Source organism: Leptothoe sp. EHU-05/26/07-4 (genome assembly GCF_043421015.1).
Lineage (GTDB): Bacteria > Cyanobacteriota > Cyanobacteriia > Phormidesmidales > Phormidesmidaceae > Leptothoe > Leptothoe turfae.
Genome location: NZ_JAXSQV010000007.1, coordinates 1,327,740 through 1,345,314, shown reverse-complemented (window position 1 = coordinate 1,345,314; position 17,575 = coordinate 1,327,740). Strand labels below are relative to the sequence as shown.

Sequence of the window (17,575 nt, the reverse complement as noted above, 5' to 3'; positions counted from 1 at the left end):
AACTTAGAGCTAAACGTTATCTAAATAAAATAGGTCAGGTGGGCTGTACCCACCTGACAACACAAAAGCAGATTAAACTCCCCAAACCCTTGGTATATAGCTTTTCTGGTCCAGCACTTTGGCTCGCAAATATTGCCAGATATCAATAAAATACTGTCGAGCGATTTGACTAGAGGAGCCTCGGTAACGGGCCACCAGTCCCTGTTCTAATTGGGTAACACCGGCGTCACACCCCGTTAGGCTCTTTAAATTAAGGCGAGTTCTGATGGCACTGAGATGTTCTGGAGTAATGGACTTACCCAATAACAAAAACGTACCGACGACTGGATATCCAGCTAATCCATTCCGACTACCCAGGACCTCAGCCCCCCCTAAAAGCTGTTGCTGGTCGATCCATAGGGGAGTACCCTGCTGCCAGATTTCGGTTTGCGATCGCCACTGGCCAGTCGTCAGCGTCTCTCCCCTGGCACTGCGCCCAAACCGAGTAATATCCCAACTCAGCCACACCCCACCAGGCTCTAAATCCACTTTCAGGGATTGTTGAAACCGCCCACCATCAAATAAAATCAGCTCCTGAGGCAGCCATTCCACATAGGCACCATTGGCAACCGTGAGCTGAATCGTCTGCTGTGCCCAATCCCCCTGACTTCGATATACCTTATGGGCTGCCGCTGTGGTCACTAAGACCTGAGTATCAGCCTCAGCTGTGATCACCATATCCAGCTGATCGCCCCCCACCATTCCCCCTGCCGTATGGACAATCACACTTTGACAATTTTCTGGGGCCGCCACCGGGTAAAAAGGTCGCTGAATACGTAATGGAGATGTACTGAAACTCTTTGCAGGAAAAGTTCTGCCATCCATATTGGCGAAGCGAAGATCCAGACTACCTCGCCAACAACGCTCTTCTATTGCTTGCTCTGATGGAACTGTATTTGTTGTTCTCATTAATTTTTACTGTTCAATGGTGGGCCAAACGCATTCTCCCCATATCGGGCATCTAACAGGTAGGGGTATTGCATGCAATGCCCCTACCTGTTTATTTCTGTTGGCAAAAGCGCTCCACACATCGTACAAATATTTCCACACCTGTTCCCAAGACTGTTTCATCAAAGTCAAACCGGGGGTGATGATGGGGATATGCCAGATTTAAATCAGGGTTTGCCGATCCTAAAAAGAAATAACAACCGGGTTTCTCTTGCAAGAAAAATGACATATCCTCACCGCCCATGGTCTGGCATTCTGGCACCACACCAGCAGGCGTTTCAATCACTGAGCTGGCAACAGATTTAACCAACTCAGCAATGGTTGCATCATTAATGACCGGCGGATACAAGCGAGTATAGTCAAACTGGTAGCTGGCTCCATGGGCCTGACACACTCCAGCAATGATGGCTTCCATGCGCTCTGGCAACAAGTCTCGATACGCTGGGTTAAAGTAACGCACAGTGCCGCTGAGACGCGCGCTATTAGCAATCACATTTACCGCTGTGCCAGCCTGAAATTCTCCAACGGTAACAACAGCAGACTCAATGGGGCTAATGTTACGGGCAACAATAGTTTGTAATGCGGTCACCACCTGTGCCCCAACCACAATAGAATCAACGGTCTGATGTGGCAAAGCCCCATGACCTCCACGCCCTTGAATCGTGCAGTGAAAATATTCAGTAGCGGCCATCAGTGGGCCACTGCGCACACCCACTGTTCCCAAAGGTAAATTATTCCAAATGTGCAGACCAATAATAGCGTCCACCTCAGGCTGGCTGAGTACGCCAGCCTCAATCATGGGTTTGGCACCGCCAGGCCCTTCTTCTGCAGGTTGAAAAATAATTTTAACTGTTCCAGCAAAGGTATCGCGGTGCAGCGCTAGATAATGGGCTATCCCCAAAGCAATGGTGACATGACCATCATGGCCGCAGGCATGCATTTTACCGTTATGGAGCGAGCGATAAGGCACCTGGTTCAGCTCTTGTATGGGCAGAGCATCCATATCAGCTCGAATCGCCAGCACCGGACCAGGGCGAGAGCCTTGGATAGTAGCGACAATACCGGTTTTAGCAATGCCAGTTTGGTGTTCAATACCCCACCGAGTCAGCTGCTGAGTGATAAAGTCAGCCGTTATAGTCTCTTCAAAACCTAGCTCTGGGCGCTGATGTAGATGACGCCGCCACTCCACCAACTGCGATTGCAGAGTTTTAATGTTGTCCCGCACTTGAGGCGGAGCTTTAGAAATTCGCGTATTGGCGGGCAGCGTTGAAACCATAGGACCTTAGCAGACACATTTATAAGCTCAGTATATAAATTCTGGCGTAGCTAGGTCTTCTGCAGCTTTATACCACCCATATCTGATGCCAACACTGCCTTGCAATACGATTAAGCCACCCAAAATGGCTGGGGCATGATGGCTTCAAGGCTCAGCCCACGCGCAGCTGCACTCAACTGCGCCAAGTCTGTTGGATCGTCAAAATGGGGCAATACCCCCAGCACTGGAATACGAGTCAGGTCACTAATCATTTCTGGTGGGGTGAGTTGCTCCACTTTATCTACAGCTTCAGGTGTCGTGCAATTCAGGACAATACCTTGAAGCTGCAGCCGGTGTTGCCGGGCTAGGGCTACGTTGGCAACGGTGGCTGCGATCGCACCCAATTTCACCGGCACCACCAACACCACTGGCAACCGCCAATCTGCGGCCAGATCCGCCACGAGTAGCTCATTAGTCACCGGAGATCCCAAACCGCCTAAACCTTCCACCAGCACCCAATCACATTCTTTATCTAGAACCGTATAACGTTGCCATGCCGGAGCTAAATCTACCGTCGTATTCTCTAGGGCCGCTGCAATCGGCGGTGCCAACGGAGCCCCATAAAACACAGGGTTTAACTCATCAAGCGATTGCTCCAGATTAAATATTTGCTGGAATAATTCACGATCACCTTCACCGGCTTGGACTGGTTTTAACACCCCCAGGCGACGCGACGCACAATACTGCTGCCAGTAGGCTATCAGCGCACAGGTTAAAACCGTCTTGCCACACTCCGTATCCGTCGCTGCAATTAATAATCCACTCACTAGTCACACAATGGTAGGTCGTACCCACCCCACGATTTTTCTTCAATATAAAGGCAATATCTACCCTAAGGACTCTGAATTCCTTGGCCAACAATCTGAACATCCAAGGTAAAGTCCGCCTCACTGCTAGCTCGCACATCTACAGCATAATCACCTCCTAAAGGTAAAACACTGTTCCAATACAACACCCCTTCAGCCTCAGCAATCGCTTCTCCCCCCGGGAAAGTCACATCGAAGGTTACAGGACCACTGGCTTGAGTGATTTTCACGGTAATGACCTGTCCCTGGTTGGCATTCACCATGTAGCGCTGCACCCTACCGGGTCCGACTGAATTGGCTAACAGTGTCCCCGTCTGCCCTTCAGGAAATTGTACTCGCTGGGTAGAAACCTGCTCCTGCACATCTGCTTCGCCACCCTCTTCATCATCAGGTCGCTGCTCGCTAGAGCCATCGTCCGTAGCATCCCCTCCCTCAGACGGATCGGTCGATGATGATTCATCACCAGTTGTATCATCAGTTGTCTCCCCATCATCAGCCAGACCTTCCAGGGCAACACCTAACTCATAGGTTCCTTGTTCCGTACCGCGAGTCGTCTGAATCTGTACTGTATAGAGACCCCCCTCTGATAAGTCTCCCTCCCAATCCAACACTTGGCGGGCACCGCGTAATGCCTTTTCTTCGGCATTTAATACCGAAAACACCACACCCTCACCTTCTATCGTTGCCCGCAGGGTCTGACCCGCCTCAGCCTCTACTTGATAGTTAACGGTTTCGCCTTCTTTTATTCCCCCTTCAACAGTTTTCCGATCGCCAACAGCTAGAGCGAGTGAAGTTGTATAGTCAGCTGGCCCATCTTCAATCGGTGGATCTAACGGCTCAGGAGTAGGCGTATCAGGCTGACTAGGCTGATCGTCTAGATCTTCTGGGAACGGCAAAGGTTGGACCCCACCATCTGACACATCTGGTGGAGAAGGCCTTAATACGTAATTAACAACAGCCCAGCCACCAAATCCCGCCAAAATGATTGCACCTAGAAACAGGGCAATTAAGACCAATGGATTATCCATGGTGTCCCGACGTTGGGTAGACGTGACTACTCGTGTCTTAGGTGTACGGGACGATGATGCTGCTTGAGTTGTAACCCCTGTAGTTGCAACGGGCCTGCCCACTGCAACCGTACGCATCTCAGAAATTGGCGATTGCTGCTGCCCTCTGGCCGCAGGACTTTGAGGAGATCTAGGCGCAGCCATACCCCCTTGCAATGCCTGCACCATATCACTGACAGATTGATAGCGATCGCCAGGCCGATAACTCAACGCTTTATCTAACACAGTAGCTAACTGATCGCTGACTTGAGTAAACGACCGCCATTTCCAACCTAGAGTCGTATCGTCAAATAGTTCATGGGGTTCTCTACCCGTCAGGAGTACTAAAACAGTTACCGCTAATGCATATAGATCACTACAGGGATAGGCTCGCCCTGACTGCAGCTGTTCGCTAGGGGCATATCCCGCTTTCCCTACTGTTGTCGCTTGCACAGCCGTTGTCCCCGTCTGCAAGCGAGTGACGACTTCTTTAACAACACCAAAATCAATCAGTACAGGCTTTTGGTCACTGCGGCGCAGAATAATATTATCAGGGCTAATATCTCGATGAATGATGCCTTTGGCATGAATATGAGCCAAAACCGGTAGCAACTGTCCGAGAAAAGCCCGGATCTCTGTTTCCGAAAATGCCTGTCCCGGACGTTGTTGCAAAATTTCTCTATAGGTCAGGCCTTCAATATGCTCCTGGACCAAAAATAAGCGCTGATCCTGCTCAAAACTTGCACGAAATTCAGGAATTTGAGGATGGCTAATCTGATATAAAATTTCGGCTTCCCGCTGGAATAACTGAGCCGCCTTACTCGAAAAGCGATCGCCCCCTGCTGGAGGCATGAACTCCTTAATTACGCACTCTTCCTCAAAGCGTCCCTGGTCTTTGGTTAGATAGGTTCGCCCAAAGCCCCCCTGACCAAGCAACCGGACAATACGGTATCGATTTTGCAAAAGAGTGCCGACGGCTAGGGCAGGTTGCATAGTAAACGTCCCAAAGATGTTGACATCAAACGATTAACCCCTGGGGTCTGAGGCTCCAGACAGGCTATACCACTCTACCCCAATGCTCTATGAATGCTCCATCGCTTCAGACTCTATTAAATTGATCAGCTAATTACTAATCAATGGCATCGGTTTTACACCACATTACCCCGGCCATTCACCGTCCTGAACAAGCTAACCATAGAGGCTGTTAACGCTTTCAGCTTACACAGATTATGTATCTATACAACAGCATTTTTAGCTTATTCATTCTCAGCATGTCGAACACCATATCCTCATTCATCAATTGATAGTGTCATCGATTTAAAGAGCTCATTAAAGATCAGTGTGAAAATATCCAAATTACTTGTTTTATAGAGCTTTAACGTTCAATAACATAAAGTTTCGGGAACGATGTAGTCATCAAGATCCCACCCTTTTAGTAGTATTGCAATGCACTACGGCGTTACCCCAGCTGCAACAAATAGTCAGCCAAATCAACAACCCATTGGTCATCGCCCCGTATGTTCACTGGATGGAACGTCTCCCATGGCACGAGAGCAAATACGTCTAAATGTCATTGAACAACTTAGACTGGATACATCCAAGCCAATTCCTATTTTTGAAGAAGCGGCTCAATGCGTTTCTCGTTTGCTAGCAGCCCCGATCTGTTTAATCAGTGTATTTGACAGACAAAACCAACTATTCAAAGCCACCATGGGGTTATCTAGCTTAGGGTTAATGAATCAACTAGCGGCTACCCGTGAACTACCAAAGATAGAATCCTTTGGCATCCAGGTAGTAGATAGTGGTCAGTCATTGATGCTCTCGGATGTAGCTCAACATCCAGCATTTAGGAAAAGTCTTTTAGTACAGAGATATGGTGTACAAGCCTACTTAGGGGTGCCCCTCATGACGTCTGAAAGGTGCTGCATTGGCACATTGGAAGTTATGGATATCATGCCACATCAATATACGCAACAAGATTTAGCTATCCTAGAACTCAATGCACGATGGGCAATGAGTGAATATGAGAAACAATGCTGGCTAAAAGATGGAAAGATTCAACAACCTACAGAAAGCAACGACTATTTAACATCCTCAGATAAGCAACGCCAAAGTCGCATCAACATCCTGCGCACAAACTTGATGTCACAGCTTACTCAGGATCTACGCAACCCACTAACGGCCATCACCGGCATGGCTAGCATGTTAAGCCGAGAAATTTATGGGCCACTGACTCAGAAACAACAGGAATATGCAAACATTGTCTTGCACAGCAGTCAAAATCTACTCTCGCTAACCAACGAGATTATGGAATTAGGGGCACTCAACAACCCTCCCTGTGAGCTACTGCTCGCTCCCGTAGATATTGAAATGCTAGCTCAGCAAAGCCTCCAACCTATTGAGACAAGATCTAAGCAGCAAGAAATCAATTTTAATCTGACAGTAGAGCCAGGATCGCGCATCTGGGTACTTGACAAACGCATTATTAAACAATTGCTCTATCACCTCATCCTCAGCATTGCTAAGGCCTCCACCAGCGGTAGCACCGTACGTCTCCACATCTCTCGCAAAGACGAGCGCTTAACTCTGGCGACATGGGTCTCTAACCCATGGCTAGGAGAAGACTTACCTCAATCAGTCTTAAGTTGGGGGCAACAAAACAAACTTTTGCCCTCGACAAAGCCGTTAGACACCACCTATGGCTTTGAGATCGTAGAGAGCCTGTCTCCATTGGATACAAATGACCTAACAGAAGGTTCTATGCCTACTGATTTACGACAAGAATTAGGTCTACTACTGAGTCAACAGCTAACCGACATCCATGGCGGTGAAATTACGATTCAAGGTTCATCAAATCATGGTTATCGATACATCGTGAGTTTACCTCCCTTTGAGGTTGAATAGAGAAAAACGACAACATCATCAAACTATAAAAAAGCGAACCTGTTAAACAGGTTCGCTTTTTTATAGTTTGATGCCAAGTAAATATCCTGACAAAAGATACCTCCTCATAAAGAAACAAGGAAAAACACCTACGTAGGATCTCAAAGATATTTGCTATTGCTTTTAAAGATAATTTAAACCCACAAAAAAGTCATATTCCTATCTGTAAAACTACGTTATTTTAGCTGTCAAAATAAGTGATGTGACTTAGCTACAAATTTTACAGAAAAGGGTATCCAATATATGTGGGGGGGTAATTACAAATAAAGAGAGCGATAGATCTTCATTTTTTACCAAGAAAAACAAGGCTACACAACTCTTTTTATTTGATACAAATTGGACGGATTCTTCCTGAAAGCCCTCTAATAATCCAAATCAATTATTAGCAGAAAGCTTAGGGAATTTTAGACAATTAGGCAAAAAACTCTCTTATGTATACTTGAGTTTTATTCTCCTGAGTCTAGAACTACTGAATTGCCCCTCATAGTGAGTAGTTCCAGTCTTAATTATCTGTCGCTGCCCCCTAATAAGCCCTTTGATTTCAAGAAAGTGGTTCTCTAACCTGCTCAATTTATTCATTGGTTCTCAGAAATAATGACAAAGAATAGACAGTCTAAGAAACTGAGCTGGCAGCTTTGCAAGCCAGTTATTGCATCCGCACTTGCCATGGGCGGTGTGTTTAACCTAGTGGGTATTGTGTTGGCAGAAGGGACTGCCGCTGGCACACAAATTAGTAACACTGCCACTGCCACCTATCGTGATCCCGATGGCACACCGCAAACCTCTACGTCTAACACAGTAACGGTTGAAGTCGCTGAGATTGCCGGTATCACGGTTGTTAACACGGCTGCGCAAGAAGTTACTCCAGATGCAGATCCACCGGGGCCTGGTGAACAATTAGAGTATATTTTTGAAATTACTAACGTAGGTAACGACGAAACTGACATTAGTTTACCTGCGGTAGCAGGTTTCACTGGTCCCGTAGACAGTGTGGTTAGCATTGTTGCCGACCTCAACAAGGACGGAAATTTCGACCCTGCAACAGAAACGATTAGCAATCGGACAGATATTGAAGATGTCCAACCGGGTGAGTCCTTTGATGTCCAAGTAATTGTTCAGGTTTCCACCAGTGCCCAAGATGATGATATTGTTACCGTGACCTATGGTGACACCCCTGGTAACGGTCAAAACCAACCCTACGATTCCTCTGGTGGTAGCGTCTTCACCGATGATAACGATGCAACTGATGCTGCGAATTCGACTAATACTCCAGGTGTACACCTTGATCCATTAGACAGCAATGATCCTGGTCAAACCGGTTCTGAAGCAGGGCCTGATGCTCCGGCTAACGGTGAACGTGAAGCTAGTGCTACGGGTGAGATTACCATTGGTGAAGATCCTCTACAACAACCTTTAGTTGAGATTAAGAAGTCTATTGGCACCCATACCGTTAATGGAGCTAGCCCAACGGACGACACCATTACCTACAACCTGGAAGTTGATGTTTTAGATCAGGCGTCTATGCCGACAGGTAGTAATGCGATCGCAGCAGATCTACAGCCCATCAGCATTAATGGATTGCCAGATAAGCATGTGTTAGTGTCCGATGCCATTCCAGTTGGCACATCACTACAAAGCGCAACCGCACCTGGTGGCTGGACCGTTGTTTATTCCACCAGTAACCTCTCCGATCCACTCACCGACACAGCCCTTGAGGCGACTTGGACCATTGCTGATCCAGGGGCAGCGGCAACAACACGTGTCGGTTTCATCGGACCTGCTAACACAGCGATCGCAATCACCGATCCTGCAGTAACTGGGTTCACAATCACAGTTGTGGCTGACGGCGTTGACCCCACCGCCACACCTTTGACCGTTGCTAACATTGCCCAGGTTGTCGGTTCTGGTGCAGTAGATGATCCATTAACACCAGAAGATGAGTCCCTCAGCTTCCCCGTACTGGATGAATCTGGTGATGACACCCCCAGTAACTACGATCCTGATACGGATACCTTCAGTGACTTTAATCCTGAAGTGATTGATGACCCCAGCACACCTCTACCAGAGGGCTTCACACCAGACGATGGCCACATTGGCGATCCTTCTGATCTCCTAGAGAAAGGCGTAGACCCCGGTAGTGACACCCCCACCGTTCCCGGTGATGACAACACCGGAGATAACACCGACGGTGATGGTGAAGCTATCATTGTCACCCTGGTATCAGAACCTGAGCCCGATATCCTGAATGGTCCTGACGGTGCCCCTGATGCAGTGGGTCCCACTGGCACCAACGATGACTTTACCAATAAGTCTGCACCCTATTCTGATGGTGATCCACCGGTTGTGTCCTTTACCAATACGGTAGCCAATAACGATACTGACCCCGATCCGGCAGTCAACACCACTGAAGATGGTTGGGTCCGTTTAGAGCCCATTGCACCTCAGGATCCATCCGACTTACCCGATGAGACGACAGCCACAATTATCGCTCCTGATGGTACTCGGGTTGAATACGAGTACGATGAGCCCACTGGCACCTGGTCTAAGAGCAATCCAGCCGACCCAGATATAATTGTTCCCCTACGGGCCGATGATGGTGTTCCCGGTGGTGACGACGAATTTGACTACGGTGTTGAGGTAGATCTACCCAACGATCCCACGAATATCGACGAGCTCGATAGCTTCCCCGTACCCATTGAAGCCACCTTTGTCGGCGTTTCTGAGGTCACCGATCCGAGTGATCCAGCTAGCATTGATACCGGTTTAGATGCATCAACCACCACCAACGTCACCATCGACCGTGTTTACACAGGCTTCCTGGAGCTAGTAAAGACTGCTCAGGTGGTTCAGGGAGATGGTCCCGCAGTCTCGGGTAATCCTGCCCCTGGTAACCATATCCGCTATCGGGTGACTTACCGTAATATCTCTGAAACTGAGATTGCACCCATGCAGGGCAACGTACTATTGACAGCCTCTGACCTGACTATCCTTGAGGATGGCACTGAGTTGGGTTGTTCCGGTGCAGTTGCAGACGCCAATAACTGGGCCTTTGACAATGACATAAATGGCGACCTGGATACTCGTCATGTTCCCAGCTCCGTGGATTTAACTAATCTAGACGATGGCTCCACAGGCAGTGTCGTGTTCTACAGTGGTGGTCCAGTGTGCGACGGCGGCGGCACGACTGGCAATCCAGCATTTAACCCAGACACGGCTACACCAACGACTGAAATCTCAGGGACGTCTTACAACACAGACAGCACTAAATATGCCTTTGACATTGAGGGTGATATTGAGCCCTTAGAGACTGGCTACGTTGAGTTTGAACGTCGTATTAACTAAGTCTGATGCATTCCCTGGAGCAAGGGAATGATCTGATAGAGTTTGTCCCTTGCTCCAAGGTCAAACCTTGAACCTTGCAAAATCTTTGAAGTTAAACGAGAGTAATTATGATGCAGCGTCTTTTTGCAAAGAAGCGTTTGTTCTTGGGCTTAAGTGCCCTTGCCTTGGTGGGAACAGTCCCATTTGCAATGAATCAGCCAGTGTTGGCACAATTGCAAGATGTTACCGATGCTATTGTCCAGGCTGTTCTGCGTCCTGAGGTCAAACTGACCCTCAGTGCCGCAAAGCAGGTTGTGGAACTTAATTCTAATGGCCAAGAGACAATTTCTTGGGAAGCCCTTGAAGGTAAAGTCACTGTGCAGCCGAATGATGTTCTACGCTATACCGTAGATGGCTCTAACTCCGGTGATGTAGAAGCCAAAGGATTGTCCATTACTCAGCCTATTCCTGCTCAGACCGTTTATGAGCTGAGTTCTGCTGAAGTTGATGGCAATGCTGAGATTATCTATAGCATTGATGGTGGTGAGAGCTTTGTGGCTGAGCCCATGGTCGAAGTTACATTGCCCGATGGTACGGTTGAAGAACAGCCTGCCCCTGCTGATATGTATACTCATGTGCAGTGGAACTTTAGCGATGATCTCGCTTCTGCCCAGGCCGTTAAAGCATTCTATAACGTGAAGGTTCAGTAACCCCAAACTTGAGGAGGAGAGTTGAGAACTCTCCTCCTACAAAATCTTTCATTCCAGAACGATTCTTCTACATCGAGCAATACTCTCATTATTACAGGAGAATCAATTAGGGATTCTATTGCTACCCATATCTCTCTGAAGAACTTATTAACAGTTTTACCTTTGACGATTAACCCCTGAGGTCAAAGGAATCTCTGCCATTCAGTTACTCTCAGAAGATAGACTGCACATCTTAGACATTGAGCAAGGTATTCTTCCTAGCAGGATAGGTGAGTACTTAGTTTCTGATACCAAATCCAAATTCAGTAAACCCAGTTCAAAATGGACAATTTCGTAGAGGTCATTCCTTGTGATTGCTCTGCGAGATCGGGGACAAGTAACCAGGATTTTGTAAATTCCTTAAACCCGATTCAAGATAGACCATTTTTTATGGGCTGTGCCTTGTGTAGTTCAGCTGAGCCCTTCGACTTGAGCCCAGGTCGAAAGCTCACGTCATGGCACAGTCTGGGATATCGGGGTCTAACAGCCAAGATTTCTATGACATGTTCAGCCAGCTAGTCCTTTCCTAAAAGTGTCTGACAAGATTGCAAACATGCATGAAGGGCATAAGCCCTTAAAAATTGTCGTGCTTACTCTATAAATCTTGTTGCGATCGCATCAGTGCTCCCTGGCAAATTTGCACCAAGTAACAACTGCAATTACCGCTAGTTCTTTAAATATTCATCAGGTTTGAGGCTAAAAATGAAGTTATCCCAACCACCTAAACCCAAACCAGGTGCTTGGCGCAACTGGATGCATCGAATGATAGCTGTCTTATTGGCAGGCAGCTTTGGTCAGGCACCATTTATTGCGATCGCAAGAGCTGCTGAAATCAATAACCGAGCTGCTTTTAGTTATAGAGATGCTGAGCGCAACATCTCTCTTGGTGGCACATCTGCAGAGATTGTTGTTGAAACTGCAAGTTTGATCGATCCACTGGGGCAAATTTTAGGCTGCAACGGAGAATTGCTGCCCAACTATGACGGCTTCTCCGTTGCTCTATATGAGCCCGATGCTAGTGGTTTAGAGTTAGGTCCCATTGTTCCACTCACGGGTACAGAGGTTCCCGACATTGAAGACAATGGAATTCCGGGTGGTAAAGCTCCCAACATAGAGAACAGCAATCCGTTTTTCTTAACCAATGCCGATGCCGGACAATATAACTTCTTATTTGATCCACAGACCCCCTTACAAAGTCCGATCAATACAGGGTTAACCCAAACCAGTACGGATGCTGTATACATTTTAGTGGTCAATCCACCAGCAGATTCTGTTTTCCCTCAGCGTCGCATCAAGTTAGAACTTGTTACCAGCACCGGTGGTGTTAACAACTCGATTATTCGCTATGTAGCGACCGCCTTAGATGGTATTCCCATCGGGACTAGTGGCGGCAGCCAAGTTAGCGAAACTGTTGTGGAAATCTTTAATGCTGAGACCCAAGGGTTAAACTTATTCTCCCTGGCCCTTGGCATGGTGATGTGTGATCCCAACCAAGTTAGCATTACAAAAACAGCTGATCGAGCAGCAGCACAACCAGGCGATACCGTTGTTTATCGATTAGAATTGCGCAATCTAACCGATATTGAGCTCGAATCTATTACCGTTGAGGATATTCTTCCCCAAGGATTTCAACTCATTCCGGAGTCCGTTACAGGCGTACTTAACGAACAAACTGTTGCTCTGGATGCTCAAGCCTCGGGTTCTGAAATCATCTTTACAACCACCACACCTTTACCAGTGGATGCAAGCATGAGCGTTCTCTACGCTGTTCGCGTTACCCCCGATGCGTTGCGTGGTGATGGCGAAAACTCCGCATCCGTCTCCGCTGAACGTAGTGACAATCAATTCTTTGTGCAAGATGGTCCCAGCATTCATCGCCTCGTCATTGACCCAGGTATTCTCACAGATTGTGCCACATTAATTGGTCGCGTCTTTGTTGATAAAAACTTTGATGGTGAACAGCAGCCAGGTGAGGCCGGTATCCCCAATGCCGTAGTCTTCTTAGATGATGGCAACCGGATTGTTACCGACGCCGATGGTTTGTACTCCGTAGAGTGTATGTTACCAGGTACTCGCAGTGGAGTTCTAGACTTAACAAGTTTACCCGGTTATACCCTGGCCCCCAACCTTTACTTTAACGAACGCAACAGCCAGTCTCGGATGGTGAATATTGCTCCCGGTGGCATGGTTCGCATGAACTTTGGCGTCACGCCCACGTTCCAGGAGGAAGCTAAATAATGTCATTAACTCGCCACCCTAAAGTTTATTATTGGAGCGTTTTAGCTAGCTCAGTTGCCTTATCAGCAGTATCAATTGATAGTTGGGCCTATGCCTCCCAGGATATACCTGAGCCTGTTTCACCTAATTCATCTTATGAAGCTATTCCTAGCAGTTTTACGGCTATCTCTCTCCATGGAGATATGCCAAACACAGCAGGTTCTGAAACATTTTTAGAGCCAAAGTTCTCATCCTCCAAAACAGGTCCTGATCTGCTCGGACTATCTCTTCGCAGTACAGCTATAGAAAGCGGTGACACAGCCACATTAGTCTTTCCATCATTAACCTCGGGCATTCCTCAGTTTTCTAACTTATCCTCCCCTGAGATCTCGCCTACAGTGCTGGCTGATAACCAGGGGTCAGATGACCAGGAATCAGACGAGCAATCAGCAGAGTCACCAACGCAGTCGGTGGTAGAGGCCCAAAACATAAACATTGAATCTCCTCCATCCCTAACCCCAATTAGGCCACAATTCTCAACCTCACCTTCCGTTGAAGCGAAACCATCTTTTACGGAGACACCTGAGACCGTTGAACCTGAGCTATTTTCTCCAACGCCCCCTGAAACAAATGTGACTGTATCAGAACAATCGGCGGATATAGAAGATCTGCTTGGACCTAGCCCAGATCTATCCCAAGCTGTTTCTAGCGATCAGATTGAAATCTTAAATCCAACGGTGGGCAGCGTTGTAGATGTCCCTGCAATCACAGTTATTGTTCGCTTTCCAGCCACGGCTGATATTCAGTTACAGGTAAATGCTCAGGCAGTTAGCAACGATCTCATTGGTCGGACAGAGTCTAACCCCACTACAGGTCTAGTCACCCAGACCTGGTATGGTGTTGCCCTGGCAGAGGGTAACAATACGATCACAGTAGTGCATCCTAGTGATGGGAGCATATTACAGTCGACTGATGTAGAGGTCAGAGGTGCTCCGGTAGAGATGACGCTTCGCTCTCGGGAGTCTCAGATTCCAGCCGATGGGCGATCGACGGCTACACTACAAGGTCGCTTAATTGACAGCCATGGCAATGTCTCTCACTGGGATGCAATTGTTACTCTTGAATCGACTGATGGTGAATTTGTCGGTGTAGACCATGCCCCGGATCAGCCAGGGTTCCAGGTAGAAGCCAAAGGTGGACGCTTTTCAGCAGAGTTACAATCATCGCTGGAATCCCATATGGTCCAACTACAAGCCACCACCAATGGTCTGGAAGCCTTTAACCAGGTGCAGTTTATCACTCCCCAACGCCCCAGTATTGCCACCGGTATTGTTGACCTGAGATGGGGGGCACGGGGTACTAACTTCCACAGCAGTCTGCGAGATTTCTTGCCCCCAGATGGAGATAACGACTACAGCCTCGATCTAGACGCTTCTCTCTTTACCATGGGGAACCTGGGTGAATGGTTGTTGACGGGGGCCTTTAATAGCGATCGACCTTTGAATGAAGATTGTCGTGGAGAAACAGCTCTTTTCCGTCAAAGTTCAGGCAGCTGTAGTAATCTTTACCCTGTCTACGGTGATGACTCCACACTGGATGTTACCACCCCTTCCACCGACAATTTGTACCTGCGTTTAGAACGAACATCACCGGTCGAAGGTGCAACTGCTGACTACATTATGTGGGGGGACTACAACACCGAAGAGTTTGCTAACTCATCCCAGCTATTTACCTCTACCTCCCGACAGCTCCATGGTTTTAAGCTGAACTATAACCTGGGTGATCTGGCCATTACCGGTCTGTATGGCGACAATGTTGAAGGATTCCAACGCGATACGATTGCTCCAGATGGCACCAGTGGTCTTTATTTCCTCTCACGGCGGCTAGTCATTTCCGGTAGTGAACAAGTCTATATCGAAACCGAAGAACTCGATCGACCTGGTACCATTGTCGATCGAGAGCGGCTCTATCGCAACACAGATTATGATATCGACTATGATCGCGGCACTCTGTTATTTGACGATCCAGTCACCCAAACGGCAATTGGTGAATTTGGTACAGTATTGTTACGCCGCATTGTGGTCACCTATCAGTTTGAAGGGGACGACACAGATACTAATATTCTGGCTGGGCGACTACAGTACAATTTTGATCGTACACTCAATCAAGAATCCTGGTTCGGCGCATCCTATCTGCGAGAAAACCAGGGAAATCGAGACTTTACCTTATTTGGTGCCGATGCCCAGTTCTCCCTGGGAGAAAGCAGTCGTCTGGTGGCGGAGATTGCCCATTCAGAAAGTGATTTTGACCTGTCTGGTCCCATTAGTGGTTCTGCCTATCGCGTCGAGTTAGATGGCACAGTTGGTGACTGGTTAAATGGTCGGGCCTATTGGCGTTCTACTGATTCAGGCTTTACCAACGCTGCCACCACTAGCTTTGTGCCCGGACAAACCCGATACGGTGCCCAAGCTAATTTCAAAGTCAGCAGAAATACGACGATTCGTGCCCAATTTGACCATGAAGATAACGATGGGGTAGCACCGCGGCCATTAATCAATCTCGAAGATTTGTTAGAACCAGGCCAAGACCCGGTACCCGGCAGACGGGTGGATAACTCACTCACCACTTACTCATTAGGTCTGGCACAGCGGCTAGGCAATAGCAATCTGGAGTTTGACTGGATTCATCGCGATCGCACTGACCGCACTAACCCCGATCGCTTAAGCGCTAGTTCCGATCAACTGCGTACCCGACTAACCACCCATTTAACCGATAAGTTAACACTGCGTGCCCAAAATGAGCTAAATCTCTCCTCCGATAGCGATCCGCTTTACCCAAGTCGCACCTATTTTGGTCTCGATTGGGAAGTGATGCCTGGCATTAATTTGGGACTGGGACAAATCTTTTATGGTGACAATGGCTTTAGCGATCGCGACTCCTACACCATTGTTGATCTCTCTGGAGAACATGCCTTGGGCCAAGACACCACACTGCGAGGACGCTTTAGCAGCATCGATGGACAACACCTGGGTGGAGCTGTCGGAATTGAGCATGGCTTTAATCTAGCCCCTGGTTTACGGCTTGATTTAGGCTACGAACGCACGTTTAATAGCATCTTCGGTGGAACAGCCGCAGGGTCTCAATTTAGTCAGCCCTTTGCTGTAGGTACAGGTGGCTCATCCCTCGGCACCATCAATGCTAATACTTATAGTGTTGGACTATCCTATACAGACAACCCAGACCTACAAGCCAGCGCCCGCTTTGAGCACCGTGACTCTTCCCAGGGCACCAATACCGTTCTCAATGCCTCAGCTGTAGGACGATTAACACCAGCCGTCAGCGCTCTGTTCAATTATCAACTGAATAGAGCTGCAAACCAGCGCATCAGCAACATTGGCACCACTAGCAACCTGAAACTGGGTTTAGCGTATCGTGACCCTAACGACGACCGATTTAATGCCTTACTCCGTTACGAGCATCGCATCAACCCCAACACGTTACCCACTAACGCTCTATTTGGTCGCAGCATTGATACCTCTGAACATTTATTCTCAGCAGAAGCCCTCTATACCCCCAACTGGCGTTGGGAACTCTACGGCAAATATGCCTTCCGCACAACCCAGACCCGAATTAATCTACCAGCAGATGTGGGCGGTGACTTTGTTTCTAACAACAACTTACACTTAGCTCAGATGAGGGCGACGTATCGGTTAGGGTACAGCTGGGATATTAGTGGTGAAGCCCGATGGTTTGGTGGTCTTGGAGACTACAGTGAGATTGGCTATGCCCTCGAAGCAGGTTATTATCCCACACCTGATATGCGCATCTATGGAGGCTACAGTGGTGGCGGTGCCTACGATGACGACTTTGGTGTAAATCGCACAGCCAGTGGTTTTTATATAGGTGTGTCAGCCAAGATTAATAGCCTATTCGATGGCTTTGGCTTGCAAGACATTGCCCCAGAACAACAACAGGAATCTGCCTTGGAATCTGAGGAACCGATTATCTTCTTTGAAGATACCACCGACATCATCTTTCCAGGTGAACAGGCAGTAGAGGAAGCATCTTTCGAGGCCCCTGAATCCATGGAGGAGCCAACGGAGGAAGACGTATCTGAGGCTTCACCTGATAATAGCGAAACAGATACAGGGCAGCTCTCTATTGATGGGCAAGCGCTATGAAACTGAGTGC

The 17,575-nt window shown here is 48.0% G+C and carries 9 protein-coding genes; 5 read left to right on the top strand and 4 right to left on the bottom strand.

Annotated features, from left to right (window positions below; translation table 11 throughout):
* Nucleotides 1–72: 72 nt before the first annotated feature.
* The 4 genes from U2F10_RS30445 to U2F10_RS30430 all read right to left on the bottom strand — a co-directional run bounded on the left by U2F10_RS30445 (nt 73) and on the right by U2F10_RS30430 (nt 5,147).
* Complete coding sequence (locus U2F10_RS30445; protein ID WP_499874145.1) at nt 73–948, bottom strand: urease accessory protein UreD; 876 nt, start codon at nt 946–948, stop codon at nt 73–75.
* Nucleotides 949–1,039: 91 nt separating this feature from the next.
* Nucleotides 1,040–2,263 carry a M20 metallopeptidase family protein gene (locus tag U2F10_RS30440; RefSeq protein WP_499874144.1) on the bottom strand — a complete coding sequence of 408 codons (1,224 nt, stop codon included), beginning with the start codon at nt 2,261–2,263 and terminating at the stop codon, nt 1,040–1,042.
* A gap of 110 nt (nt 2,264–2,373) precedes the next feature.
* Nucleotides 2,374–3,069: a dethiobiotin synthase gene (bioD, locus tag U2F10_RS30435; protein ID WP_499874143.1), complete on the bottom strand. Its 696-nt coding sequence runs from the start codon at nt 3,067–3,069 to the stop codon at nt 2,374–2,376.
* Between the two features lie 65 nt (nt 3,070–3,134).
* Entirely contained in the window at nt 3,135–5,147 is a 2,013-nt protein-coding gene (locus tag U2F10_RS30430) for a protein kinase domain-containing protein (RefSeq protein WP_499874141.1), read from the bottom strand.
* A gap of 453 nt (nt 5,148–5,600) precedes the next feature.
* Between U2F10_RS30430 and U2F10_RS30425 the strand changes: the two genes are divergently transcribed.
* From U2F10_RS30425 to U2F10_RS30405, 5 genes are all read left to right on the top strand, one after another.
* Nucleotides 5,601–7,058: a GAF domain-containing sensor histidine kinase gene (locus tag U2F10_RS30425; protein ID WP_499874140.1), complete on the top strand. Its 1,458-nt coding sequence runs from the start codon at nt 5,601–5,603 to the stop codon at nt 7,056–7,058.
* 633 nt (nt 7,059–7,691) lie between these two features.
* A complete protein-coding gene (locus U2F10_RS30420) occupies nt 7,692–10,439 on the top strand; it encodes a DUF7925 domain-containing protein (protein WP_499874139.1) in 2,748 nt (915 codons plus the stop codon).
* A gap of 107 nt (nt 10,440–10,546) precedes the next feature.
* Nucleotides 10,547–11,128: a hypothetical protein gene (locus tag U2F10_RS30415; protein WP_163703078.1), complete on the top strand. Its 582-nt coding sequence runs from the start codon at nt 10,547–10,549 to the stop codon at nt 11,126–11,128.
* A 741-nt stretch (nt 11,129–11,869) separates the two neighbouring features.
* Entirely contained in the window at nt 11,870–13,405 is a 1,536-nt protein-coding gene (locus U2F10_RS30410; protein ID WP_163703077.1) for a DUF11 domain-containing protein, read from the top strand.
* Nucleotides 13,405–17,565 carry a TonB-dependent receptor gene (locus U2F10_RS30405; protein WP_499874138.1) on the top strand — a complete coding sequence of 1,387 codons (4,161 nt, stop codon included), beginning with the start codon at nt 13,405–13,407 and terminating at the stop codon, nt 17,563–17,565. Before U2F10_RS30410 ends, U2F10_RS30405 begins: the two co-directional genes overlap by 1 nt.
* Nucleotides 17,566–17,575 lie beyond the last annotated feature (10 nt).